This window comes from Sphingomonas chlorellae (assembly GCF_056485145.1).
Genome location: NZ_JBQXXM010000006.1, coordinates 58755 through 82652, shown reverse-complemented (window position 1 = coordinate 82652; position 23898 = coordinate 58755). Strand labels below are relative to the sequence as shown.

Below are 23898 nucleotides of genomic sequence, written 5' to 3'. Positions count from 1 at the left end.
CGGTCAATTAGTTAAAAGCCCATGAAGCAACGGGAAATCTGACTCGGATTGCCTAAGCCACGATCGCCCGGGGACGCGTGCCGAACGCATCCCGCAAATCTGCTGTTTTCGGCCCGTTCGCGCGCGACGTCAGAAGCGATTGTCGCGCGGGAATCCGGTTGGCGCCATCCGTCCCGCCGCGCCGCGCGCCGCGCGCCATGCGGTCAGGTCCGCCTCGGTCCGCGTCCGCCCCTGTTCGCCGCCCATCCGCCAGCTCAGCCCGTCGGCAAAGCGCAGCGTGATCGCATCCGCCAGCCCGCCGTCGCGATAGCGCTGAAGCTGGACGCCCTGCCCGCGCGTCATCTCGGCCACCTCGCCGATGGGGAAGACCAGCATCTTGCGGTTGTCGCCGATCACCGCGACGCTATCGTCGTCGGCCCCCACCGGCCGCACCAGCTTCAGCTGCGCGCCGGCGCGCGGGGCCATCACCTGCTTGCCCTTGCGCGTCTCCGCCAGCACGTCGGCAATCCCGACGATGAAGCCGCGCCCGTCGGTGGCCGCAAGCAACAGCTTCGCCGCAGCCGAGGCGGGAAGCAGCGCGATGACGCTGCGGTCGCCGTCCAGGTCGATCATCGCACGGACGGGCTCGCCGAAACCGCGCGCGCCCGGCAGCTTGTCCGCGGCAAGCGTGTAGAAGCGGCCATTGTCCGCCGCCAGCAGCAGCTTGTCGGTCGTCTGCGCATGAAAGGCAAAGAGCGGGCCGTCGCCCTCCTTGAACTTCAGCGTCTCGGCCGAGGCGAGCTCGACATGGCCCTTCATCGCGCGGATCCAGCCGCGCTGCGACAGGATCACGGTGATCGGCTCGCGCTCGATCATCGCCTCGAGCGGAATCTCGCGCGCGGGCGCCGCCTCGACGATCGCGGTGCGGCGCGCGCCCAGCGGCGTGTCGAGGCCATAGCGCGCGATCATCCTGCCCAGATCGCGCTTCATCCGCGTGCGCTGGCGCGCGTCGGACGACAGCAGCAGTTCGAGCTCGCCCTGCTCCTTCTCCAGCTTTTCCTGCTCGCGGCGGAGTTCCATCTCCTCGAGCTTGCGCAACGAGCGCAGCCGCATGTTGAGGATCGCCTCGGCCTGGCGGTCGGTCAGCCCGAACTCGGCCATCATCACCGGCTTGGGCTCATCCTCGGTGCGGATGATCTCGATCACCCGGTCGAGGTTGAGGAAGGCGATGACATAACCGCGCAGCAACTCCAGGCGGTCGGCGATCTTGTCGAGCCGGTGCTGCGACTTGCGGCGCAGCACGACGAACTGGTGCTCGACCCATCCCGCCAGCGCGTCGCGCAGGCTCATCACGCGCGGCGTCCGGTTCTTGTCGAGCACGTTGAGGTTCAACGGCACCCGCACCTCAAGGTCCGACAGGCGGTACAGGCTTTCGGTCAGCGTGTCGGCGTCGACCGTGCGGCTGCGCGGTTCGAGCACGATGCGAACATCCTCGGCCGACTCGTCACGCACATCGGCAAGGATCGGCAGCTTCTTGTCGTTGACGAGCGCCGCGATCCCCTCGATCAGCTTGCCCTTCTGGACGCCATAGGGGATCTCGGTGACGACCAGATGCCAGGCGCCGCCCTTCTCGGTCACCTTCTCGATCTTGGCACGCACGCGAAAGCTGCCGCGACCGGTGGCATAGGCTTCGGCGATCGCCGCCGGACTGTCGACGACGACGCCGCCGGTCGGGAAATCGGGGCCGCGCACATGGTCGAGCACATTGGCCTGCGGATTGTCGATCAGCGCGACGGCCGCCTGCATCAGCTCGGCCGCATTGTGCGGCGGGATGCTCGTCGCCATGCCGACCGCAATGCCTGCCGCGCCGTTGGCGAGCAGGTTGGGAAACAGCCCCGGAAACAGCTCGGGCTCTTCCTCTTCACCGTTGTAGGTCGGGCGGAAATCGACGGCATTCTCGTCGAGGCCGTCCATCAGGTCGATCGCGACCTGCGTCAGCCGCGCCTCGGTATATCGGTACGCTGCGGCATTATCGCCGTCGATATTGCCGAAATTGCCCTGCCCGTCGACCAGCGGATAGCGCAGCGCAAAGGTCTGCGCGAGGCGCACCATCGCGTCATAGACCGAGGCGTCGCCATGGGGATGGTATTTGCCGATCACGTCGCCGACGACGCGCGCGCACTTCTTGTACCCGCTCGCCGGATCGAGCCGCAGCAGCCGCATCGCCCAGAGCAGCCGCCGGTGCACCGGCTTCAGCCCGTCACGCACATCGGGCAGCGACCGCGCCGTGATCGTCGACAGCGCATAGACGAGATAGCGCTCGGACAATGCGCTGTCGAAGGGGACGTCAGAGGCGCCGGAGGGTTCGGAAACGTCGGTGTCGAGGGTCATCGCCGCGCTGAATAGCAGGCGACAGGGGCAAACGCCAAGGGCGTTCCCCTTATGATCTCACGCCCGGCGCGATTTCGTGGCGCACGGCCGCCGCGCCCTCGCAAAACCCCCTAGGATCGCGCGAGGACTCCGCGTCCCCCCGGCAACGCCGAAGCCCGATCGGGGTTCCCCGCCGCTCCCGGCAACAGCGCCGGCGCGAACAACGTGCGTCGGCGCGATCGGCACGGCCGGGCCGTCCGGCGCGACGGCCTGTTCGAGCCGCCGCGCTTGTGCGGCGGCCTGCATTGCGCCCTGCCCCCCCATCCGGTATAGGGCCAGGCCTTCCTTATGCCCCGGCATGATCGCGGTCCCCCGCGCCGCCGGGGCGACGCATTTCAGGGGTATAGGCCGATATGGCACGCCGCCGGCAAATCTACGAAGGCAAAGCGAAGATCCTTTATGAAGGCCCCGAACCGGGCACGCTGATCCAGTATTTCAAGGATGACGCGACCGCCTTCAACGCGCAGAAAAAGGGCACGATCAGCGGCAAGGGCGTGCTCAACAACCGCATTTCCGAGCATCTATTCACGCTGCTCGGCGGCATCGGCATCCCGACGCATTTCATTCGTCGCCTCAACATGCGCGAGCAGCTGATTCGCCAGGTCGAGATCGTTCCGATCGAGGTGGTCGTCCGCAACGTCGTCGCAGGTTCGCTGTCGAAGCGACTCGGCGTCGAGGAGGGCACGCCGCTGCCCCGCACGATCATCGAATATTATTACAAGGACGACGCGCTCGGCGACCCGATGGTCACCGACGAACACATCCTGTGCTTCGGCTGGGCCAGCCAGGAGGAGCTGCACGACATCGCCGACATGGCGATCCGCGTGAACGACTTCATGTCGGGCCTGTTCGCGGGCATCGGCATCCGCCTGGTCGACTTCAAGCTCGAGTTCGGCCGCATCTGGGACAATGATTTCGGCCGCATCATCCTCGCCGACGAAATCAGCCCCGACGGTTGCCGCCTGTGGGACATCGCCTCGGGCGAAAAGCTCGACAAGGATCGCTTCCGTCGCGATCTGGGCGGCGAGGTGGAAGCCTATCAGGAGGTCGCGCGCCGCCTGGGCCTCTTCCCCGAAGGCCCCGATTCGGCGGTTCTCGATCTCGAAAGCCACCGCAAGCGCCGCGGCAAGTAATCGCGCTTTTCCCCCCCCCGGGGCATCGTCCCCGGGGAGGCTCGCCGTCCACCGCGACGGCGCATGGCGGACACCCGACCGCCCGGCCCAGCCCGGCAGGGTCGCCCCACTGCGACGCGCCCGCTGCGCGCCCTCCGCACCGCCCCGCCGCCGTCCGTTGCTGACGATTTCCGATTGCGCCTTTCCGGTCGTCGGGCCATAGGCGGCGCCATGAAGCTGCGCATCATCGTAACCCTCAAGAACGGCGTGCTCGACCCGCAGGGCAAGGCCATCCAGCATGCACTTTCGGGCCTCGGCTTTGCCGGGGTGAACGATGTGCGCGCCGGCAAGATCTTCGAGCTCGAGGTCGCCGACGACACCAGCGACGCCGCCATCGACGAGATGTGCCGCAAGCTGCTCGCCAACACCGTCATCGAAAACTACCGGATCGAACGCGCATGAAGACCGCGGTCATCGTCTTTCCGGGTTCGAACTGCGATCGCGACATCGCCGTCGCGCTGGAGGCGGTGACGGGCGTTCGGCCGCACATGGTGTGGCATGGCGACAGCGCGCTGCCCGACGGCATCGGGCTGATCGCGCTCCCCGGCGGTTTTTCCTATGGTGACTATCTGCGTTGCGGCGCGATCGCGGCACGCTCGCCCGTCGTCCGTGCGGTGATCGATGCCGCGGGCCGCGGCGTGCCGGTGATCGGCATCTGCAACGGCTTCCAGATTCTCACCGAAACCGGCCTCCTGCCGGGCGCGCTCATGCGCAATGCCGGGCTCGATTTCGTGTGTCGCGACGTCGCGCTCACGGTGGACAACAGCCAGTCGATCTTCACCGCGCGCTATCAGGCGGGCGAGGCGATCACGATCCCCGTCGCGCACCATGACGGCAACTATTTCGCCGACGACGCCACGCTCGACCGGCTCGAGGGCGAGGGCCGCGTGGCCTTCCGCTATGCCGAGGCGGTCAACGGCTCGGCGCGCAACATCGCGGGCGTCCTCAACGAGGGCGGCAATGTCCTCGGCATGATGCCGCACCCCGAACGCCGGATCGAACCGGCGCATGGCGGCGACGACGGTCGCCGGTTATTCGAGGGGTTGATCGAGGCCGTCGGCGCCTGACACCGCTTCCGCACGCCGGGTCCGTTCCCGGCGTGCCACCAGCCGCGCGATCAGCGGCCCCAGCACCAGCAACAGCGTCGGGCACAGCATCGTCAGCCACAGGTCCTGCCAACTGTCGGCCAGCGTGTCCTCGCCGCTCGCATGGTTGAGCAGGTCATACGCCTCGTTCGCCAGTTCGAGCCCCAGCACCATCAGCCAGGGGCGCCAGTTCCACGGCAACCGGCGCAGTATCAACGCGCCGAGGATCAGCAGCATCATCCCGGCCAGGACGTGCAGCGTGCTGTCGGGCAGCCCGGTGTCGGCGGCCAGCCACAGCTTGGTGTCGCGCCACAGGTTCACGGGCGCACCGCTGCGGGCAAGGGATCGGCATGGCGTGGCATGGGGCGGGTCGGCGCGTCCTGGTTCAGACGCGCGTCGCGAACGGGGTGAAATCGGTACCTTCGTCGAACACGTCCACGCCCTCACGTTCCTTGAGAAAACCGACTACCAGATAGGTGAGCGGCGTCAACAACACCTCCCAGCCCACCTTGAGCAGCCATTGCGTGAACAGCACCTGTACCACCAGTTCGGTCGTCCAGCCCGCGGCATGGAGGAAGGCGAGCGGATAGAAGATCGCGCTGTCGACCGCCTGTCCCGCGATCGTCGATCCGATCGTGCGCGTCCACAACGCCCGGCCGCCGGTCCACAGCTTCATCCGCGCGAGAACATAGGCGTTGACGAATTCGCCCGCCCAGAAGGCGCAGATCGAGGCAAAGACGATGCGCGGCACCTGCCCGAACACCACTTCATATGCCGCCTGGTTCGTCCAGTCGGGCGCGGGCGGCAACGCCACCACCACCCACGCCATCAGCGCCATGAACAGCACCGCGCCGGTTCCGGCCCAGATCACGCGCCGCGCGCGGGCATAGCCATAGACCTCGGTGAGCACGTCGCCGATGATGTACGAGATCGGAAAGAACAGGATGCCCGCCCCGAACGGCCAATAACCGATGCCGGGCAGCCACACCTGCGCGACCTTGCCCGCGCCGAGCACGTTCGAAAGCAGCAGGATGGCGACAAACGCCGCCATGACGAAGTCGTAATAGCGAAAATGCCCTCCGGCGATCGCGGCGGCCGCGACGTGGCGAGGCGAATGCGCTGATTCCGGTCCGGGCATGGCGTGACTATATGGCGGTTCCGTTCGCGCGCAAACCGCGCTAGGCGGGATTCGAGCGCGCGCCCGTAGCTCAGTTGGATAGAGCACGAGCCTTCTAAGCTTGGGGTCGCAGGTTCGAACCCTGCCGGGCGCGCCACGCTTCTCCCCGCTCCCCCCGCCCATGTTTCGGCACGTCTGGCCCGATCGTCGGCACATCGTCGGCCGCGCCGCGTTGAAGCACTTGCGCGGATTGCGACGAATCGCGTGCCGTCCGCCCCGCGCCAAGGGAGCGCGGACGCCCGCCGCTCGTTCTCATAACCTGTTGAACGAACGAATATACTCTCAGGGGAGCCGCGCATGCCGTCGTCCAGCCGCTTGTTCGAAAGCCGCGCCGTCGCCGCCATTGCCGGGGCATCCCGCCCCGCCCGGTCGTGACGCGTCGTCGGCGGGCGGAGGTGCGGCGATGAACATCGTGGCCCCCGTGCATGCCTCGCCCGATCGCGACGGCGTCGCGCCGCCATTGCCCCGGCTTCGCCGCCTGGGGGCGCTCGACGAAGGCGCGCTCAGCTTGCTTCTCGGCGCGATGGGCTCGCCGCGGCAGCACGGCCTCCGCACCGCGATCGGGACCGAGAGTGCGGCCGCGGGCGTGCCGCCCCGCCTCCTGCTCGCCGGCTGGGCGGCGCGAACGCGCATCCTTGCCGACGGCCGCCGCCAGATCCTCGAGCTTCTGCTCCCCGGCGACCTGATTGCACCGGCCGCGAGCGACCCCGCGCTGACCGGCGAAGCCGTCGTGGCGCTGACCCCCGCGACCAGTTGCACGCTTGATCCCGCAATCTGGGCGCAACCCGTATTCGACACGTTGCGGCTGCGCGAGGCGGCGCTGACGTTGCTCCACCTCCACAACCAGATCACCCGGCTGGGCCGCCAATCGGCCTATGAGCGCCTCGCCCACCTGCTGCTCGAACTGCGCGAACGGCTGGCACATGCGGGCTTCGATGTGTGCCAGGGGTTCGCGATGCCGTTGACGCAGGAAGTGCTCGGCGACGTGCTCGGGCTCACCACCGTCCATCTCAACCGGACGATGCAGCAGTTGCGGCGCGACGGTCTCGTCCACACCACGCCCAACGGCATCGCGCTTCCCGACCGCGAGGCGCTGGCGGCCGTGGCGGACTACAGCCCGCCGCGGCTTTAGGCGCCGCCGCCCGCGCTACTCGGCGGCAACCGACAGCAACGGCCGCACCGCAGCGTTGTCGTCGCGGATGTCGACGTCGCGGAACCAGGCGATCGTCCGCGCGAGCCCGGTCTCGAGCGGCGTCGTCGGCCGCCAGCCGAGCAACTGCATCGCACGGCCGATATCGGGCCGGCGACGGCGCGGATCGTCTTCGGGCAGCGGGCAGGTGGCGCAGCCGCGGCGTCACGCCCAGGATCGTGCCCGCTGCGGTAACGAGCTCCAGGATGCTGCGCTCGTCGGGATTGCCCAGATTGACCGGCACGCCGTCGGCCTCCTCGGCGAACATCAGCCGGATCAGCCCGTCGACCAGATCGTCGACATAGCAGAAGCTGCGTGTCTGCGAGCCGTCGCCGTGGATCGTCACCGCCTCGTCAGCCAGCAACTGGCGCACGACGTTCGAAACGATGCGGCCGTCATCGGCCTGCATCTGCGGACCATAGGTGTTGAAGATCCGTGCCACCCGCACATCGGCCCGGCCGGTGCGCAGGAAGTCGAACGCCAGCGTCTCCGCCGCGCGCTTGCCCTCGTCATAGCACGCGCGCGGCCCGGTGCAGCTCACCCAGCCGCGATATTCCTCGCGCTGCGGATGCATCTCCGGGTCGCCATAGACCTCGCTGGTCGACGTCAGCAGGAACCGCGCGCCCGCCGCCTCGGCGATCCGCAACAACTGGTCGGTGCCGACGACGTTGGTCAGCATCGTATGCTCCGGATCGGCCTGATAGCGGGGCGGCGACGCCGCGCAGGCAAGGTTCCAGACGCGTCCGATCGCCGCCATATGGCGCGTCACCGCGGCGGGGAGCGGCGCACAGACGTCGGCCTGAACGAACGCGAATCGCTCGCGTTCGACCAGCGCGTCGAGATTGCGCGGCCGCGCCGTCTGCAAATTGTCGAGGCAAAGCACCGCTTCGCCCCGGTCGAGCAACGCGGCGCACAGGTGCGAACCGATGAAGCCGGCACCGCCGGCGACGAGGTTGAGCATGGGGCGCTTGGGCATCGGCAGGGGCTTTCCGGGTCAGGCGCCGGCCGCCATCGGGGTGAGCGGGGCGGCGCGGGTCGCAGTGGGAGCAGCGTGGTCGAGCAACAGTCGCTCGAGTTCGGCGGCGCGATGGCCGGCGGTATGGCGGGCGAGCACGGCACGGCGGCCGGCCTCGCCCATGGCGGCGGCAAGCGCGTCATTCTCGAGCGCGGCGAGCACCGCCTCGGTGTCGTCGACCAGCCCGATTTCGCGCGGGGGGACAAGCACGTCCTCGATGCCGTCCCAGCGGTCCGACAGGATGGCGGCGCCGCACGCACCCGCCTCGAACAGCCGGACCGAGGGCGACCATCCTGCCGCGCGCATGTCGGCACGGGTGACGTTCAGCGTGAAACGCGACGCCGAATAGAAATCGGCATGGGCGTCGGGCGGGCAATGCTCGATCCGCTCGACATTGGCGGGCCAGTCGATCGTGTCGGGATATTGCGGCCCGGCAACGACGAAGCGCCGGTGGGGCGCGCGGCGCGCCGGTTCGATCAGCAGCCGTTCAAGCGTCGGCTGGCGATCGGGGCTATAGGTGCCGAGATAGGAAAGATCCCAGCGCTTGGCCGCGCCGGTCGGGCGATAGCGATCGGCGTCGACCGAGCAATAGAGCGCCGCCGCGGCGGGCGCGCCATGGTCGCGTTCGAGCCGCCGCAAGGTCGGGCCGCCGGTGAACGACAGATAGAGGTCAAGGCCCGCGATCACGTCGCGATCGACATATTCGTGGTCGCCCGCGGCCAGCTTCGCCAGCGTGACCGGCGTGTCGATGTCGTAAAAGGCGATCGTGCCCCGCGCGTGCCGCTGCACCCATCGCGCGATCTCGACGCCTTCGGGGACATAGGAGCCGATCAGCACCGCATCCGCGGCCCGCACCTGCGGCAGATACGCGTCGAGTTCGTCGCGGTCCCGATAGAGCGTCAATCGGCAAAATCCGGGCTCGGCCAGGTCGCGGTGCGGCGCGTACCAGGGAACGTCGCGTTCGAGGAAGTGGATCGAATGCCCCCGCGCCGCCATCGCCCGGAGCAACGCGCGCCAGGTGGTGGCATGGCCGTTGCCCCAGGACGAGGTGATGCTCAGCCCAAAGACGACGATGTTCATGCGACGGCCCTCGCCTGTTCGAGCGTGGCACGCAGGACGCGATCGACGATCGCGCCGCGGTGCGAATAGCAATGTTCGCGCAGCACCCGGTCGCGCGCCGCCTGCCCGATCGCACGCGCGCGCTCGGGCGTCAGCGCGGCAAGGTGCTCGGCAACGTCGCGGCCGTCGCGCGCGACCAGCACCTCGCGATCGGGTTCGAGGAACAGCGCGATCCCTTCCCACGCGTCGGTGATCAGGCACGCCGCGGCGCCGGCGGCCTCGAACACGCGCGTCGCGGGTGAAAAGCCGGTGGCTGCCATCGCATCGCGCGCGATGTTGAGCACTGCGCTCGGCGTGGCGTTGAAGGCGTTGTGCTCGCGGGTCGAGACATGGCCGATCGCCGCGACATTGGCGGGCAGCGCCCGGCTCTCCCACCCCGCTCCGCCCAGCAGGAAGCGGGAATCGGGCAGCCGCTCGGCCGCATCGAGGAAGAACGCCTCCACCCGCGCCTCGCGGTCGGGAAGCCGGTTGCCCAGAAAGCCGAGCGTCGCTTCGAAGCGCGGGTCGGGCGGCGCCGGGAAATGCGTGTCGGGGTCGAGCGCGTTATAGACCGGCACGCACGCGGCCGCGCCGAAATCGCGATACGCGTTCACCACCGGATCGCCGCCGCCATAGGTGAAGACGAGATCGAGCCGGGGAAGCGCCGCCCGGACGGGATGATCGGGCTCGCGCCGCATCTCGGACAGCGTCTCGGCCGCATCGACGTCCCAGAAGATGCGCAGCGCATCGGGCCGCGCACGGTCGACGACGCCCTCCAGCAGTTCGCGGTCGAACACGCCGACCCCGTTGGCCTTCACCACCACATCGGCGTCGCCCGCGGCGTCGAGCACGCTTGCCAGCCCCTCGGGCGTCGCGGGATAGACGATCGATTCGAGCCAGTCGGGCGGATCGATGTCGCGATGCTGCTGCCGCCCGAAGGCGTCGGGCTCATAGAAGCGGATCTGGTGCCCGTGCAGCGCGAGCTGGCGCAGGATGCCGCGATAATAGGTCGCGGCACCGTTCCAGTAAGAGGAGAGAATGCTCGATCCATAGAAAGCGATCTTCATGCCGCACTCCGTCGGGCGGGTTGGCCAAGGCTGGCGTGAACGGCGAGCAGTTCCTGCGCCCGATGCGCACAACTGTGACGCGACCGGATCCGCGCGAGGCCGGAAGCGACCAGCGCGTCGCGCAACGCGTCGTCATGCGCGACGGCGCGCAGGTGGCGCGTCATCGCGCGCGAGCGGCTGGTCGATCCGCCCGACGAATGGGGCGGGCGCGAAGCCGCGGCGTGGGCGGCGCAACTCGCCGCCGCGCGCGGCTATGACCCGGCGGCCGAGAGCTATCTTTGGACGGCCCGCACGCTCGACGCCATCTACCGCGCCGCCGCCTGAGCCGCCCCGCACCGGGCGCCGCGGCCATGTCGCCGCAGCCGCCCGGGCGACGCGATTACTTCCCGTCCTTGCGGTTGCCGCGCCAGAACAGCAGCCCGGCGACCACCGCGGCCGATCCGATGCCGACGGCGGCGCCGATGCCCAGTTGCTTGCGGCTCGGCGACCAGCGCTTGCTGGCCTCGCCCAGCGCGCGGACGGCGGCGAGCGTCTCGCTTTCCTTCGACGATTCCTCGACCTGCTCCGTGGGGTTCTCGGCGGGATTGGGGGGCGTGTTGCTCATGGCCTTCCTTCTTGCTGCCGCTGGATGAACGTAGGGCTAATGGGCGGGTTTCGCGCCCGGTTGCAAGCTGTCGCGCACGGCAAGTGCGCCCTGGATCAACGCGGCGGCAATTCGGGGAGCGGCCGCTCGGGCGGCGGGTCGCCGGCATGCGTCAGCACGTCGAACGCGCCGTTGCCCAGATTGCGCGTCTCGGGCTCGAGCCGGGGCGTGACGGCAAGCGGCCGCACCGGCTCGGGCAAGGGCGGCAGGTCGAAATGGCTGTCGACGATCGAGACATGGCCGCCGATCCGGGTCAGCGCATAAAGCTGTTCGGCAAAGGCGCGCGGCAGCCGGATGCAGCCATGCGACGCCGGATAGCCCGGCAGCACGCCCGCGTGCAGCGCGATCCCGCCCCAGGTCAGCCGCTGCATGAACGGCATCGGCGCATTGCTGTACAGGTTCGAGCGGTGGAACACCCGCTTTTCCAGGATGGTGAATTCGCCCAGCGGCGTGCGCCGCCCCGGCGCGCCGGTCGACACCGTCGTGAACCCCACCAGCCGGTCGCCGCGATAGACATAGGCAAGCTGCGGCTCGCGCGCGACGGTGATCGACAGCGTCTCGCCGCGCGCCTGCATCGCCGCCGCGATCGCCGCCGGGGGCTCGAACCACACGAACTCGCCGGGCTTGAGCGCGGGCAGGACATTGGCGTCGGTCGCGCCCGGCGCGGCGGCGGGCGGCGGCGCGAGCGGCACCGGCGGCAACCCCTGCGCCGGCGCGCCCGGGGCCGCCGCGAACATCGCCGCCGTCAGCGCGACGCGCACAGCGGATCGCACCATCCCGCCGCAACCCGTTCTTCTCAAATGTTTTTCCGGCGCGATCCCTGCGCTTGGCACGTCCGACTTCCCCTTTTCCGCCGCACCCACGGCGCGCGATCCGCATCTCGGCGTTACCGCAAGCGAGTGCTTCCGCCGACTCGTTCCGCTGCCCCGCGGCGTCCCATCGGCGCCGATTGCCCCATTTCGGTGCAGGCGTCGGCGAACCGGGCAACAGATGCGCCGAACGGCGCAACCCCTATACGGTTGTTAATCCCCTTGTTTCCGCTTCATCTGGTATAACCCTTGCGTGAGGGTCCGCAGAACAACAGGCAATTGGTAGAGTGACGGATAAGATCGAACTGGCTCATTCGCGACGCGCCGTGCTCCGCTCGGCGTTGGTCATGGCAGGGGGCGCGGTGGTCTCGGCCTGCGCCGCCAAGACGATGCAGGTGGCGGCCGCTCCGGCGCCGGTCCCCGTTCCCAACCGGCATGTGCCGCCGATCCCGGCCGCACCCGCCGTCGCCGCGCACAACCCGGCCGCGCCCGACGGCGTGCGCCCCGAACTGTTCAAGCGCGCGATCGCCGCGCTCGACCGTCACTCGATGCGCGTCCCGTCGCACGATCGCATCGCGATCGCCGACTTCTCGATCGCCTCGTCCAGCCCGCGCTTCCACCTCGTCAATCTCGGCACGGGCGAGGTCGAAAGCTTCCTCGTCTCGCACGGCATCGGTTCGGACCCGGGCCATACCGGCCTGCTCCACCGCTTCTCGAACGAGGTCGGCTCAGAGGCGACGTGCGAGGGCGCGTTCCTCACCGCCGACTATTATGTCGGCAAGCACGGCGATTCGCAGCGGCTGCTGGGGCTCGATCCCACCAACAACAATGCGCTCAACCGCGCGATCGTCGTCCACTCGGCCTGGTACGCCAACCGCGACATGATCGCCAAGCACGGCAAGCTCGGCCGCAGCCAGGGCTGCTTCGCCGTCGGCGAGCGCGAACTGGCCAAGGTGTTCGAACGCCTCGGCCCCGGCCGCATGATCTTCTCCGCCAAGGCCTGATCCAACCGCGCGCCGGCAAGCGCGCGACCGCAACCGACCAGACGCCGTCCAGCCCACCGGGCCGGGCGGCGTTTGCACAACATGCCGATCTTGCGGGCACTCAAAAACCGTGCCCCGCTCATGGCCCGCCCAGAATGCTGGTCGTCCCCGAACGCCGCCGGCTCTGGCTCGGCGATGGAGCCACCGCGCCGGTTCCGCTCGAACGACGTGACCGATGTGCTGGCCCACCTGTTCATCGAGCATGGGCCGCCCGAGCATTTCCGGTCCGATAACGGCCCCGAATTCGTCCCGACGCAGTGCGCGAATGGCCGGGTCGGCTCGCCGTCACCACCCTCTATATCGCGCCGGCCAGTCTCTGGGCGAAGGGCTATATCGAGTGCTTCAATGCTCGCCTGCGCGATGCGTTGCGCAACGGTGATATCTTCTACAGCCTTGCGGAGGTCCAGACCGTCACCGGCTGGTGGCGCGATCACTACAACCGGACACGCCCGCATTGCAGCCTAGCCGCAGCATCGGATGTCGACCACACCGGCCCCGGACACGATCAGGATGCCAAGCCAATCCCGACCTCACCGATTGGTACGGGAATGAAGACGACCGGGAAGCGCTACAGCGCGGATTTCAAGACGAAGGTGGCACTGGAGCCAATCCGGGGGCACCTGACGCTGGCGGGACCACCTCACCATGACCATTGATCATCGAGCGCGAAACGGAGACAGGGTTTGAAATGAGTGTTGCATCTACGACCGTTTTTCAGACGCGATGGGCCACGACAGACGATCTTCCAGCCCTCAAGACGCTGATGAAGCGAGCGATCGACGCCTTGCAAGTCGGCCTGCTATCGCCCGAACAGATCGCCGCCAGTCACGCGATCATGGGGCTGGACACCCAGCTTGTCGAGGACGGCACCTACCTTCTTGCAGAATGTAACGGTGTCATCGCAGGCGGCGGCTGGAGCAAAAGAGCGACGTTGTACGGTGGGGATCACAGCCGGGATCTGCGCGATCCCAGGCTTCTGGACCCCGCCCGCGATCCTGCCAAAATCAGGGCGATGTACACGGACCCGGATTTCGCCCGGCAGGGGGTGGGTCGACTTATCCTGCAGGGTTGTGAAAAAGCTGCTGCACAGGCTGGCTTTGGCAGCGTGGAGTTGATGGCCACGTTGAGCGGCGAGCGCCTATACACACCCTCGGGGTACAAGCCTGTAGAGCGGGTGGACGCCGTTGCGGACGGGATTACCATCCCCCTGATAAAAATGCGCAAGCGATTTGAATCGCAGACGGTATCCTAGGCCGTGAACCCATAAATCTGCGGTAGGTTACCGGCGGCCACAGCGTGGACAGGCATGCCCTTCGAGCGCAAAGTGCAGGCATGAAGAAGCTGGCTGCAATCTATGAACGCAAGGGGCGACTGTTTGTGACGGCGTCGCACAGGACGGCAGCAGGTTTTTGGATCGACGATGAGCAGATAGCTTGCCTCAGCCAGCCTTCTCATAATGAGTTGGGTCGCGCCATCGAACAGGCTTTGAATCGCTCGCAGGAAGGCGTCCCGACGCCGCGGCCCGATGCACGCGTCGACAAGCCGTTGCTGGCGGCCGCCGGCGTTGGTTCGTGGGCCACGTTCATGAAATTGTCGAAGCATGTTAGTGTCGCGAGCGACGGGAGCCTTCTAAAAGTCACCCCCTATCGCAATTCGGGCAGCAAAGAGGGCTTTGAGCCGGAGCCGGATATGGTGGTTCCATCTGCTAATTCTGCCTCGGCTTTGGGGCAGATCGTTGCAGACCTGCTCAGCCGAGCGACATAGCGGCAAGCGCCATTGGCTTAAACTTTCTTATTCTGGCGAAATCTGATTCAAGCTTGGCATGAGCCGATATGACCTGACCGACTTTGAGTGGCGCGTAATCGAACCGCTGTTACCGAATAAGCCCCAAGGTGTGCCGCGTGTCGATGACCGCCGCGTGCTGAACGGCATCTTCTGGGTGCTGCGCTCTGGTGCTCCGTGGCGCGACCTTCCCGAACGCTACGGCCCGCGCACCACCTGCTACAACCGCTTTGCAAGATGGCGGAAAGCTGGTGTGTGGGACCGGATGATGGATGCCATCACCGCCGCCCACGACGGCGACATTGAGATGATCGACAGCACATCTATCCGGGCGCACCAGCAGGCTGCGACGGCAAAAAGGGGGATCGAGATCATTGTCTCGGTCGCTCCAGAGGTGGGCTCACAACCAAAATCCACGCGGTCGTCGACGGGCAAGGCCTCCCGATCCGGCTGAGCCTGACCGCAGGACAAAGCCATGATGGTCAAGCCGCTGACGATTTGCTTGGCCATGTTGGTAGCGGAACAATCGTGCTTGCGGACAAGGCATACGATGCCGACCGCATCCGGGCATCTCTCCGCGAGAAGGGCGCGTTCGCCAACATCCCTCCCAAGGCCAACCGAAGGTCGAAGCCCTACTTCAGCACTTGGCTCTACCGCGAGCGGAACCTGATCGAGCGCTTCTTCTCCAAGCTCAAGCACTTCCGCCGCGTCGCCACCCGATACGACAAGCTTGCCGCGAACTTTCTGGCCATGGTCCAATCGGCGTCAATGCGCCTGTGGCTGCGGGTTTATGAGTCTACGGCCTAGATCCGACAAATAGGCTGGCTGCCGCGGCTCGCGTCAAAGCGAGGATTCGCATCAGCCTGATCCACGCCGAATACTTTGTAGCGAAAACGCCAGAGCAGCGCTCCCGAGGGCTGCACCAGAAGATAAAGCCCGTCCCCACCCGACGCTTTGAACGGACGCTCACGCGGCTTCAGCGCACGGATCTGGACGACGGTCAGCATGGTGGGCCACGACTCCTGCGAGGTCCGTGGTCCACCCTTTCGTGGCCCCCTTCAGGCGGGCCTTGACGGAACAAAGTGGGAAACCACGGGACCAACAACCGTGATTTTATCGCAGATTTCCGCGATTTTCCACAATGTTCTCAATGTGCGGTGGTGCCCCTGGCCGGACTCGAACCAGCATGCCTTGCGGCGTTCGATTTTGAGTCGAATGCGTCTACCAATTTCGCCACAGGGGCAGCGAAGCGCTGTCGCTAGACGATGACCGGCGGCGGCGCAACCATCGAAGCGGCGGATTCGCAACGCGATCGCACGCGCCTCACGCCACCGGCGCCCGGCGGCGATAGCTCAGCGCCTCGGCCATGTGCCCGCGCCCGATCGCGTCGGCGCCGCCCAGGTCGGCGATCGTCCGCGCGACGCGGATCACGCGGTGAAAGCCCCGCGCCGACAGCCGCATCGTCTCTGCCGCCTGCGCCAGCAGCGTGCGCGCCGCCGGGTCGATCGCCGCCACCCGTTCGAGCAGCTCGCCGTCGGCCTCGGCATTGGTACGCACGCGCGTTCCGGCATAGCGCGCGCGCTGGATCGCCCGCGCGGCGGCGACGCGCGCGCCGACCGCAGCGGAACTCTCGGCCGCCGACGGGAGCAACAGGTCGGTCGCGCGCACCGGCGCCACCTCGACCGCGATGTCGATCCGGTCGACCAGCGGGCCGGACAGCCGCGCCTGATAATCGGCGGCGCAGCGCGGCGCGCGGGCACAGGCGAGCGCCGGGTCGGCCAGGTGACCGCACCGGCACGGGTTCATCGCCGCGACCAGTTGGAACCGCGCGGGATAGGTCACGTGCGCATTGGCGCGCGCGACGCTCACCACGCCCGTCTCGATCGGCTGGCGCAGCGAATCGAGCACCGCGCGCTGGAACTCGGGCAGCTCGTCGAGGAACAGCACGCCCAGATGCGCCAGGCTCACCTCGCCCGGTTTGACGCGCAGCCCGCCGCCGGTCAGCGCCGCCATCGAGGCCGAATGGTGCGGGCTGCGGAATGGCCGCGTCCGCGTCAGCCGGCCGCCGGCAAGCGTCCCCGCGACCGAGGCGACCATCGACACCTCGAGCGCCTCGGCGGCGTCGAGCGGCGGCAGGATGCCCGGCATGCAGGCGGCGAGCAGCGACTTGCCCGCCCCCGGCGGCCCGATCATCATCAGGTTGTGCCCACCCGCCGCGGCGATCTCGATCGCGCGTTTCGCGGTCTCCTGCCCCTTCACCTCGGCAAGGTCGGGGCCGTGCGCGGTCTCGACCACCTCGCCCGGCGCGGGCGTGGCAAGCAGTTGCGTTCCCTTCAGGTGGTTGAGCAGCCCGATCAGGTCGGGCGCGGCGACGACGCCCACCTGCCCCGCCCATGCCGCCTCGCCGCCCTGCGCCGCGGGACAGATCAGCGTGCGCCCCGATTCGGCGGCGTGGAGCGCGGCGAGCAGCACGCCGGGCGACGGCGCGATCCGCCCGTCGAGCCCCAGTTCGCCCACCGCGACATGCTCCGAAAGCGTCTCGGCATCGACGACGCCCATCGCGGCGAGCAGCGCCAGCGCGATCGGCAGGTCGAAATGCGATCCCTCCTTGGGCAGGTCGGCGGGCGACAGGTTGAGGATGATGCGCTTGGGCGGCAGCGCCAGCCCGATCGCCGCGATCGCCGCGCGCACGCGTTCGCGGCTTTCGGCCACCGCCTTGTCGGGCAGCCCGACGACGACGAACGCCGGCAACCCGGCGACGAGGTTGCACTGCACCTCGACCGGCCGCGCTTCCAACCCCAGATAGGCAACCGTCGAGACGCTGGCGACCAAGAGAGCCCCCTCCCCGAAATGGGAGCATAGCGACTTCTGCACGATACGGAAGCGATATGATCGTGGGGGCGATGACGAGAGTCGAACGAAATCCGATCGCCCAGCCCCTTGCCCGGACACGATTATTTCCCATGTTCCTGACCGCACCGCTCTTTGAAGTGTCCAGCTATCGGCGCCGCGCTATTCCAATCGGCAACCGGTCCCGACCGCTTGCTGGCGGGCGCATCACCCCTTATGCTTGCATCCACCGCTTGGAGCTGTTCGTGATGAAACCTTCTGTCGCGTATCCCATCGCAGTTGGGGACTCCATCTTTCTTGTGCTGATGGTCTTGGACACGCTGCACTTCGGCGAACATTCGGCTTGGCGAGCGGCGTTAGTGGGCGCCCTTTGTAGCATTGCTGTCTACTGGGCCGGACCAAAGCGGACGGGAAAATCTGTCAGCTAGCCAGTGTTGAAATTCGATTCCTTTCGGAAATGTCGTCTTTTTCCAGGTCCTTCCCAAATTGGACTGTCTGCTACCCACCCAACTCTAGCCTGTCGCGCCGTTTAAAGTCGCTCGACCATGATCGGCAGCCCGTTCCGATGGCCATCGGAATCCGTCTAGACCCTAAACTTCCTAAACTTCGCCACCCCCGCAGCCGCCACCGCACCGCCGCGCGCCTTGCACAACTAACACACCCTACCCATCTCCACGCCCATGCGCCAAGCACTGCCCCAAAATCCGCATCCCGCGTTGACTCTGGCGCCGCTTGCCCGTAATGGCGCTCGACACGCGGCCGCCCCTGGGCGGCCCTTTTACGTTCTAGATACTCGAGGATGAGCGATGAAGCGGACTTTTCAGCCGAGCAACCTGGTGCGTGCGCGCCGGCACGGCTTCCGCGCGCGGATGGCGACGCCGGGCGGCCGGAATGTGATTCGTGCCCGCCGCGCCCGCGGCCGCAAGAAGCTGTCGGCCTAACCGCCGTCGCTCTCGCGCGCCTAACCGAGCGCAAGCACTATCTGGCCGCCAATGCGGGCAAGCGGGCACCCATGCCCGGCTTCGTCCTGCTGGTCCGGCCGCGCGATGATGCCGATCCCACCATGCGGATCGGCATCACCGTTTCCAAGAAAGTCGGCAACGCCGTCGTTCGCAACCGGATGAAGCGACGCTTCCGGATGCTCGCGCGCGAGGTGTTGCCCGATGCCGGCATCGCCGGCGCCGACCATGTGCTGATCGGCCGCAACGGCGGGATCGAGCGACCTTTTGCCGACCTGCGGGCGGAACTGGTCAAGGCGTTGGCGCGCGTGCGGAAATGATCGCGCGGATGCTGATCCTGATCGCCCGCGCCTGGCAGCTCGGCCCTTCGCTGATCCTGCCGCCCAGCTGCCGCTACACCCCTTCCTGTTCGGCCTATGCAATCGAGGCTCTTCGCCGCTATGGAGCGGTCAAGGGCGGATGGCTTGCCGTGCGACGGATCCTGCGTTGCCATCCTTGGGGTGGCCACGGTCACGATCCCGTCCCTTGACGAATCTTCCAGGGATTTTCCGGTGAAAGACGATCAAAAGAACTTCGTGATCTTCGCCTTGCTGGCGGCGCTGCTGATCTTCGGCTGGCCCAGCCTGATGCACTGGATCTTCCCGCAGCAGCAGCAAAGCTCGGTGCGGGTCGAGGGGGGCAAGGTCAAGCCCGCCAACGTGCCCGGCGCCGCGGCGGATTCGCCCAAGGCGCTGCGCGACCGCGCGCAGGTGCTCGCCGAATCGCCGCGCGTGCGGATCGACAGCCCGACGCTCAAGGGCTCGATCAACCTCAAGGGCGCGCGCATCGACGACCTCGTTCTCGTCAAATATGACGAAACCGTCGCCAAGGGCTCGCCGCCGATCCGCCTGCTCTCGCCCTATGGGGCCGAGGGCTCGTATTTCGCGCAGTTCGGCTGGCAGGGTGAGGGCGTTCAGGTGCCCGGCGCCGACACGCTGTGGCAGGCCAGCGGCACCGTGCTCAAGCCCGGCGCCCCGGTCACGCTGTCGACGACGACGCCGTCGGGGCAGACCTTCCGCATCGAGCTGTCGCTCGACGAGCATTACATGTTCAACGTCCGCCAGACGGTCGCCAATCGCGGCCAGGCGGCGGTCGCCGTCACGCCGTACACGCTGATCTCGCGCGGCGCGCGCTCGGTCGATCCCGACCAGTGGGCGGCGCATGTCGGCCCTGTCGCGGTCGCCAACGGCGCGGCGTCGTACATCAACTGGGGCGATGTCGAGGCGGCGCCCAAACAGTTCGGGTCGCGCGGCGGCTGGGTCGGCTTCACCGACCATTACTGGCTCACCGCCGCGATTCCCGATCCGCGCGCGCCGGTTCAGCTCGCCCAGCGCGGCAATGCCGCCCAGACCTATCAGGCCGATGTCCAGCTCGCCCAGCCGGTGACGCTCGCGCCCGGCAAGAAGGCGACCTATTCGAGCTATTTCTTCGCCGGCGCGAAGGAAGTGAAGCTGCTCGAGGCGTATCAGGACAAGCTCGGCATCCCGCAGTTCGATCGTGCGATCGACTGGGGCTGGTTCGGCATGATCGAACAGCCGATCTTCTACTATCTCGACTGGCTGTTCCGCCTGACCAAGAATTTCGGCGTCGCGATCGTGCTGCTGACGATCACGATCCGCGCGCTGCTCTTCCCGATCGCGCAGAAGCAGTTCGCGTCGATGGCGCACATGCGCGCCGTCCAGCCCAAGATGAAGGCGATCCAGGAGCGCTACAAGGACGACAAGCAGCGCCAGCAGCAGGAGATCATGAAGCTCTACAAGGACGAAAAGGTGAACCCGTTCGCGGGCTGCCTGCCGATCCTGCTTCAGATCCCGATCATGTTCGCGCTGTACAAGGTGCTGCTGCTCACGATCGAAATGCGCCACCAGCCGTTCGTGCTGTGGATCCACGACCTGTCGGCGCCCGATCCGCTCACGCCGCTCAACCTGTTCGGGCTGCTCAACTTCACGCCGCCGCATTTCCTGGCGATCGGCGTGGTGCCGATCCTGCTCGGCATCTCGATGTACTTCCAGTTCCGCCTGAACCCCCAGCCGATGGACGAGATGCAGAAGCAGGTCTTCGCGCTGATGCCGTGGATGATGATGTTCATGATGGCGCCGTTCGCCGTCGGGCTTCAGCTCTACTGGATCACCTCGAACGTGCTGACGATCCTCCAGCAGCAGTTCCTCTATGCGCGCCACCCGCACATGAAGGAGCCCGTCGCCAAGGCCGGGGCCGTGGTGATCGACAACCCCGCGGCCGGCGGCGCCGGCAAGGGCGGACGCAAGAAGTGAGCGGTTTCGACGAGGCGTTCATCGAGGCCGCGCGAAAGACCTTCGCCGGCCCGGTGGCTTTCCTCAAATCGGCGCCCGAACTGCGCTTCCTGCCCGACCCGACGGTGCCGGAAGTCGCGTTCGCGGGCCGGTCGAACGTCGGCAAGTCGTCGCTGCTCAACGCGCTCACCGGCCGCACCACGCTCGCGCGCACCTCGAACACGCCGGGGCGGACGCAGGAACTCAACTTCTTCGACGTGGGCGATCCGCTCCAGTTCCGGCTGGTCGACATGCCCGGCTACGGCTTTGCCAAGGCGCCCAGGGACATCGTCAAGAAGTGGCGTTTCCTCGTCAACGACTTCCTGCGCGGCCGCGCGGTGCTCAAGCGCGCGCTGGTGCTCATCGATTCGCGCCACGGCATCAAGGATGTCGACCGCGAGATCCTCGACATGCTCGATGCCGCCGCGGTCAGCTACCGGCTGGTGCTGACCAAGGCGGACAAGATCAAGGCCTCCGATCTCGCCGCGGTGCGCGAGCGGACCGCGCTCGAAGCGCGCAAGCGCCCCGCCGCGCATCCCGACATCCTCGCGACGTCGAGCGAAAAGGGCATGGGCATCCCCGAACTCCGCGCCGCGGTGATCGAGGCGGTTCGCTAGGCGACGGCGCCGGCCCTGCCCGTCGCTGCCCCGCCCCGGCAACCGGACGAACCGGGCTGGCGAACGCCCCCGGTTTCGGCGATCCTCGCCGCAAGGCCGCGTCCGCGCCGGGACCACGAGGGAGAACCACGCCGATGATTGCGTCCAGCGCGACCGAACGCCTCTTCGCCTACGGCACGCTCCAGCTCGAATCGGTTCAGCGCAGCCAGTTCGGCCGCACGCTCGACGGCGTCGACGATGTCCTCACCGGCTACCGCATCGTCGACGTGCCGATCCACGACCCGCGCGTGCTCGCCGCCAGCGGCCTGGCGACGCATCGCGGGCTCGTCCCCGGCGACGGACCGCCGATCGCGGGCAAGGTGTTCGCGCTCACTCCCGCCGAACTCGCCGCCGCCGACATCTATGAAAGCGAGAATTACCGCCGCGTCCGTGCCCCGCTCGCCTCGGGCACGCACGCCTGGGTCTATGTCTGCGCCTGACGCGGCGCGGTTCAGGCCGGATTGTTCGCCGCCAGGAACGCCTCCAGCGCCTTCAGGAAGGTCAGCCGGTCCTCGCGCCGCGTGAACTGATGGTCGCCCAGCGGCTGCTCGATGAACGTCACCGGCTTGCCCGCCGCCTTCAGCCGATCGGCCATCAGCTTGCCCTGGTTGAACGGCACCACCTGGTCCTTGCGACCATGGACGATCAACGTCGGGATCGTGAAGTCCTCGACATGGAACAGCGGCGAGATCGCACGGAAATCGGGCGCCTGCGCGCGCAGCCAGTCGTTGCGCGCCCCTGCCCCCAGGAACCGCTGGTCATATTGCGCCATCCGCCCCAGGTCGGACACGCCGGCATAGGCGACCGCGCACCGGAACAGCGCACCGTCGCGCTGGGCACCGCGCAGCGCGGCATAGCCGCCATAGGACGCGCCGACGATGCACACGCGCTTCGGGTCGGCGACGCCCTGTTCGGCCAGCGCCTTGACCGCATCGTTGAGGTCGTCCTGCATCGCCAGGCCCCATTGCCCCCGCCCCTTTTCGGCAAAGGCCGTGCCATAGCCCGACGATCCGCGATAATTGGGCTGGATCACCGCATAGCCGCGATCGGCCATGAACTGCGTCCACCAGTCCCATTCCTCGGTATCGCGCGCGAACGGTCCGCCATGCGGCATCACGATCAGCGGCAGCTTCTGCGCGGGCCGGTTGCGCGGCAGGGTCAGCACCGCGGCGATCTCCAGCCCGTCGCGCGCCTTGTACCGGATCGTCCGCACCGGATGCAGCCGCCGCATCCCCAGCTTCGGGTTGTTGCGCGCCAGGTCGGTCAGGCTGTCGCCGGCGGCGCGATAGAGGAAATAGGCGCCGGGCGCGCTCGCACCGCCGACGCGCACCATCGCGATCGAACGATCGCGGTTGAAATCGGTGATTTCGACCTGCGCGCCCTTGACGCGCTCGGCCAGCCGCCGCTGCAGCGCCGCCAGTTCGGGGTCGAGCCAGTGCGTCGTCGGCCGGTCCTCGACGACGCGCACGCCCAGTAACCTGGCATGCTGCGCGTCGATCACCAGTTCGTCGAGGTCGAAACCGGGGCGCGCGAACAACTGGCGTCCGCGCTGCATTGTCTTCAGGTCATATTCGTACAGCGCCGAATAGCCCTGTGCATCGTCCTGGATCACCAGCGCGCGGTCCGGATCGGGCAGGAAAAGCGACGGGACGACCAGCGTTTCGTCGATGCCGCGCGCGCGGTCGATCTCGCGGAACCTGCCCTCGCCGCCCGGACGATAGAGCAGCCGCCGCTGACGCCCGTCGGGCGTCGCGCCGACCCCCATTCGGATCGCGCCCGACGCATCGGCATACCATGACCGCACCCCCTCGCGGCCGGACAGCACCATCCGGCGGCGTCCGGTCGAGACATCGACTTCCTCGACGCGTCTCCAGAACCCCGGGTCGGACAGGTCGAGCGAGGTCTGCGACGCGATCAGCACACGCGGCGATCCGTCGCCCGCTACCCAGATCAGGTCGTCGCCATTCTGCGCGGTGCCGGGCGCGTTGAGCTGCACCACCCGGCCGGTGCTCGCCTCGATCCCCACCGCGCGGGTGACATAGGCGTCCTGCCCGGCAACCGACGTCGTCCGGCCGACACCGATCACCAGCCACTGGTCGTTGATCCAGCGCCACCAGTTGAGGTCCAGCCCGCCCAGCGCGGCACCGTGCAGATTGCTGCCGTCGGCGTCGAACACCGCGAAATATTGCTGGCCGTCCCCGCTGATCTTGGCCGCGATGCGCTTGCCGTCGGGCGAAAGCGCGGGGGCCTCCATCTCGGGCAACTCGGCGAATACCGCCGCATCCAGCGGCACGGCCGTGCCGGAGGCGGGCACGGCAGCCGCCTGTGCCTGTGCCTGTGCCGCCGCCGCCGGTCCGGGCACCGCCGCCTGCGCCGGGGCTGCTGCCCCTGCGGTGCGCGCTCCGGCGCGATTGTCGCTTGCCTGCATGTCGCCGGTGCGCGCGACGGCCATCGGCCCCGCCGCCAGCAGCAATGCGCCCGCGGCGAGCAGACCTTGTCTGCCGACCATCTGATGTTCCCCAATCCGAATCGTGGTTCCGATTGCGCCCGTGTCGGTTGCTTGGCGCGAAAGCCCCCCGCACGCAATGGGTTACGACGGCGCGCTGCCGCGCGG

25 protein-coding genes, 2 tRNA genes and 2 pseudogenes are annotated in these 23898 nt (G+C 67.8%); 16 read left to right on the top strand and 13 right to left on the bottom strand.

Going from position 1 to position 23898, the window contains the following annotated elements; all coding sequences use genetic code 11:
- Window positions 1–129: 129 nt before the first annotated feature.
- Entirely contained in the window at window positions 130–2370 is a 2241-nt protein-coding gene (gene parC, locus ACT3CF_RS15450) for a DNA topoisomerase IV subunit A (protein WP_478424257.1), read from the bottom strand.
- Window positions 2371–2762: 392 nt separating this feature from the next.
- On the opposite strand from parC, the gene purC reads away from it, so the two are divergent.
- From purC to purQ, 3 genes are all read left to right on the top strand, one after another.
- On the top strand, window positions 2763–3542 hold the full coding sequence (purC, locus tag ACT3CF_RS15445; RefSeq protein WP_478424255.1) for a phosphoribosylaminoimidazolesuccinocarboxamide synthase: 780 nt from the start codon (window positions 2763–2765) through the stop codon (window positions 3540–3542).
- Window positions 3543–3752: 210 nt separating this feature from the next.
- Window positions 3753–3983 (top strand): phosphoribosylformylglycinamidine synthase subunit PurS, encoded by a 231-nt coding sequence (gene purS / locus ACT3CF_RS15440; protein ID WP_478424253.1) that lies wholly within the window; start codon window positions 3753–3755, stop codon window positions 3981–3983.
- The gene (purQ, locus tag ACT3CF_RS15435) at window positions 3980–4648 is read left to right on the top strand and encodes a phosphoribosylformylglycinamidine synthase subunit PurQ (protein ID WP_478424252.1); all 669 of its coding nucleotides are present in this window, start codon (window positions 3980–3982) and stop codon (window positions 4646–4648) included. The genes purS and purQ overlap by 4 nt, the downstream gene beginning before the upstream one ends.
- On the opposite strand, the gene ACT3CF_RS15430 is transcribed toward purQ, so the two are convergent.
- Window positions 4613–4987 (bottom strand): hypothetical protein, encoded by a 375-nt coding sequence (locus ACT3CF_RS15430; RefSeq protein WP_478424251.1) that lies wholly within the window; start codon window positions 4985–4987, stop codon window positions 4613–4615. The genes purQ and ACT3CF_RS15430 overlap by 36 nt on opposite strands.
- Before the next feature lie 64 nt (window positions 4988–5051).
- Window positions 5052–5804: a queuosine precursor transporter gene (locus tag ACT3CF_RS15425; protein ID WP_478424250.1), complete on the bottom strand. Its 753-nt coding sequence runs from the start codon at window positions 5802–5804 to the stop codon at window positions 5052–5054.
- Between the two features lie 59 nt (window positions 5805–5863).
- Here ACT3CF_RS15425 and ACT3CF_RS15420 point away from each other — a divergent pair.
- Both ACT3CF_RS15420 and ACT3CF_RS15415 read left to right on the top strand, forming a co-directional pair.
- A tRNA-Arg gene (locus ACT3CF_RS15420) sits at window positions 5864–5940 on the top strand.
- A 306-nt stretch (window positions 5941–6246) separates the two neighbouring features.
- Window positions 6247–6975 carry a Crp/Fnr family transcriptional regulator gene (locus ACT3CF_RS15415; RefSeq protein WP_478424248.1) on the top strand — a complete coding sequence of 243 codons (729 nt, stop codon included), beginning with the start codon at window positions 6247–6249 and terminating at the stop codon, window positions 6973–6975.
- A gap of 277 nt (window positions 6976–7252) precedes the next feature.
- Here the strand turns inward: ACT3CF_RS15415 and ACT3CF_RS15410 are convergent.
- The 6 genes and pseudogenes from ACT3CF_RS15410 to ACT3CF_RS15385 form a co-directional block, all read right to left on the bottom strand.
- Window positions 7253–7993 (bottom strand): annotated as a pseudogene (locus tag ACT3CF_RS15410) (NAD-dependent epimerase/dehydratase family protein); the annotation flags it as partial.
- A gap of 33 nt (window positions 7994–8026) precedes the next feature.
- A complete protein-coding gene (locus ACT3CF_RS15405) occupies window positions 8027–9127 on the bottom strand; it encodes a CgeB family protein (protein ID WP_478424247.1) in 1101 nt (366 codons plus the stop codon).
- A complete protein-coding gene (locus tag ACT3CF_RS15400; protein WP_478424246.1) occupies window positions 9124–10212 on the bottom strand; it encodes a CgeB family protein in 1089 nt (362 codons plus the stop codon). The genes ACT3CF_RS15405 and ACT3CF_RS15400 overlap by 4 nt, the downstream gene beginning before the upstream one ends.
- The gene (locus ACT3CF_RS15395) at window positions 10209–10376 is read right to left on the bottom strand and encodes a glycosyltransferase family protein (protein WP_478424245.1); all 168 of its coding nucleotides are present in this window, start codon (window positions 10374–10376) and stop codon (window positions 10209–10211) included. Before ACT3CF_RS15395 ends, ACT3CF_RS15400 begins: the two co-directional genes overlap by 4 nt.
- 215 nt (window positions 10377–10591) lie before the next feature.
- The gene (locus ACT3CF_RS15390; RefSeq protein ID WP_478424244.1) at window positions 10592–10816 is read right to left on the bottom strand and encodes a hypothetical protein; all 225 of its coding nucleotides are present in this window, start codon (window positions 10814–10816) and stop codon (window positions 10592–10594) included.
- Window positions 10817–10911: 95 nt separating this feature from the next.
- Entirely contained in the window at window positions 10912–11631 is a 720-nt protein-coding gene (locus tag ACT3CF_RS15385; protein ID WP_478424242.1) for a L,D-transpeptidase family protein, read from the bottom strand.
- A gap of 380 nt (window positions 11632–12011) precedes the next feature.
- Between ACT3CF_RS15385 and ACT3CF_RS15380 the strand changes: the two genes are divergently transcribed.
- The 5 genes from ACT3CF_RS15380 (at window position 12012) to ACT3CF_RS15360 (ending at window position 15296) form a co-directional block, all read left to right on the top strand.
- A complete protein-coding gene (locus tag ACT3CF_RS15380; protein ID WP_478424465.1) occupies window positions 12012–12668 on the top strand; it encodes a murein L,D-transpeptidase catalytic domain family protein in 657 nt (218 codons plus the stop codon).
- A 296-nt stretch (window positions 12669–12964) separates the two neighbouring features.
- On the top strand, window positions 12965–13363 hold the full coding sequence (locus ACT3CF_RS15375) for an integrase core domain-containing protein (protein ID WP_478424241.1): 399 nt from the start codon (window positions 12965–12967) through the stop codon (window positions 13361–13363).
- Window positions 13364–13395: 32 nt separating this feature from the next.
- The gene (locus ACT3CF_RS15370) at window positions 13396–13959 is read left to right on the top strand and encodes a GNAT family N-acetyltransferase (protein ID WP_478424464.1); all 564 of its coding nucleotides are present in this window, start codon (window positions 13396–13398) and stop codon (window positions 13957–13959) included.
- A gap of 80 nt (window positions 13960–14039) precedes the next feature.
- Complete coding sequence (locus ACT3CF_RS15365) at window positions 14040–14471, top strand: hypothetical protein (protein WP_478424239.1); 432 nt, start codon at window positions 14040–14042, stop codon at window positions 14469–14471.
- A gap of 58 nt (window positions 14472–14529) precedes the next feature.
- Window positions 14530–15296 (top strand): IS5 family transposase gene (locus ACT3CF_RS15360; protein ID WP_478424237.1). Its coding sequence is split into 2 segments (ribosomal slippage): window positions 14530–14842 and window positions 14842–15296, totalling 768 coding nucleotides; the frame shifts between segments, so codons are not numbered across the junction.
- Here ACT3CF_RS15360 and ACT3CF_RS15355 read toward each other — a convergent pair.
- The 3 genes from ACT3CF_RS15355 to ACT3CF_RS15345 all read right to left on the bottom strand — a co-directional run bounded on the left by ACT3CF_RS15355 (window position 15293) and on the right by ACT3CF_RS15345 (window position 17321).
- The gene (locus ACT3CF_RS15355) at window positions 15293–15496 is read right to left on the bottom strand and encodes an Arm DNA-binding domain-containing protein (RefSeq protein ID WP_478424235.1); all 204 of its coding nucleotides are present in this window, start codon (window positions 15494–15496) and stop codon (window positions 15293–15295) included. The two genes, ACT3CF_RS15360 and ACT3CF_RS15355, sit on opposite strands and share 4 nt — an antisense overlap.
- A gap of 151 nt (window positions 15497–15647) precedes the next feature.
- Window positions 15648–15732, bottom strand: a tRNA-Leu gene (locus ACT3CF_RS15350).
- 80 nt (window positions 15733–15812) lie between these two features.
- Entirely contained in the window at window positions 15813–17321 is a 1509-nt protein-coding gene (locus ACT3CF_RS15345) for a YifB family Mg chelatase-like AAA ATPase (RefSeq protein WP_478424233.1), read from the bottom strand.
- A gap of 824 nt (window positions 17322–18145) precedes the next feature.
- On the opposite strand from ACT3CF_RS15345, the gene rpmH reads away from it, so the two are divergent.
- The 6 genes and pseudogenes from rpmH (at window position 18146) to ACT3CF_RS15315 (ending at window position 21724) form a co-directional block, all read left to right on the top strand.
- Window positions 18146–18280, top strand: coding sequence for a 50S ribosomal protein L34 (gene rpmH, locus ACT3CF_RS15340; RefSeq protein ID WP_010545931.1), 135 nt, complete (start codon window positions 18146–18148; stop codon window positions 18278–18280).
- Window positions 18281–18306: 26 nt separating this feature from the next.
- Window positions 18307–18618: pseudogene (gene rnpA, locus ACT3CF_RS15335) on the top strand (ribonuclease P protein component); the annotation flags it as partial.
- On the top strand, window positions 18615–18827 hold the full coding sequence (gene yidD / locus ACT3CF_RS15330; protein WP_478424231.1) for a membrane protein insertion efficiency factor YidD: 213 nt from the start codon (window positions 18615–18617) through the stop codon (window positions 18825–18827). The pseudogene rnpA and the gene yidD, both read left to right, overlap by 4 nt.
- A gap of 22 nt (window positions 18828–18849) precedes the next feature.
- Entirely contained in the window at window positions 18850–20610 is a 1761-nt protein-coding gene (gene yidC, locus ACT3CF_RS15325; RefSeq protein WP_478424229.1) for a membrane protein insertase YidC, read from the top strand.
- The gene (gene yihA / locus ACT3CF_RS15320; RefSeq protein ID WP_478424227.1) at window positions 20607–21245 is read left to right on the top strand and encodes a ribosome biogenesis GTP-binding protein YihA/YsxC; all 639 of its coding nucleotides are present in this window, start codon (window positions 20607–20609) and stop codon (window positions 21243–21245) included. The genes yidC and yihA overlap by 4 nt, the downstream gene beginning before the upstream one ends.
- A 134-nt stretch (window positions 21246–21379) precedes the next feature.
- Entirely contained in the window at window positions 21380–21724 is a 345-nt protein-coding gene (locus ACT3CF_RS15315) for a gamma-glutamylcyclotransferase family protein (protein WP_478424225.1), read from the top strand.
- An 11-nt stretch (window positions 21725–21735) separates the two neighbouring features.
- On the opposite strand, the gene ACT3CF_RS15310 is transcribed toward ACT3CF_RS15315, so the two are convergent.
- Window positions 21736–23793, bottom strand: a complete 2058-nt coding sequence (locus ACT3CF_RS15310; RefSeq protein WP_478424223.1) for an alpha/beta hydrolase family protein — start codon at window positions 23791–23793, stop codon at window positions 21736–21738.
- Window positions 23794–23898: the final 105 nt, after the last annotated feature.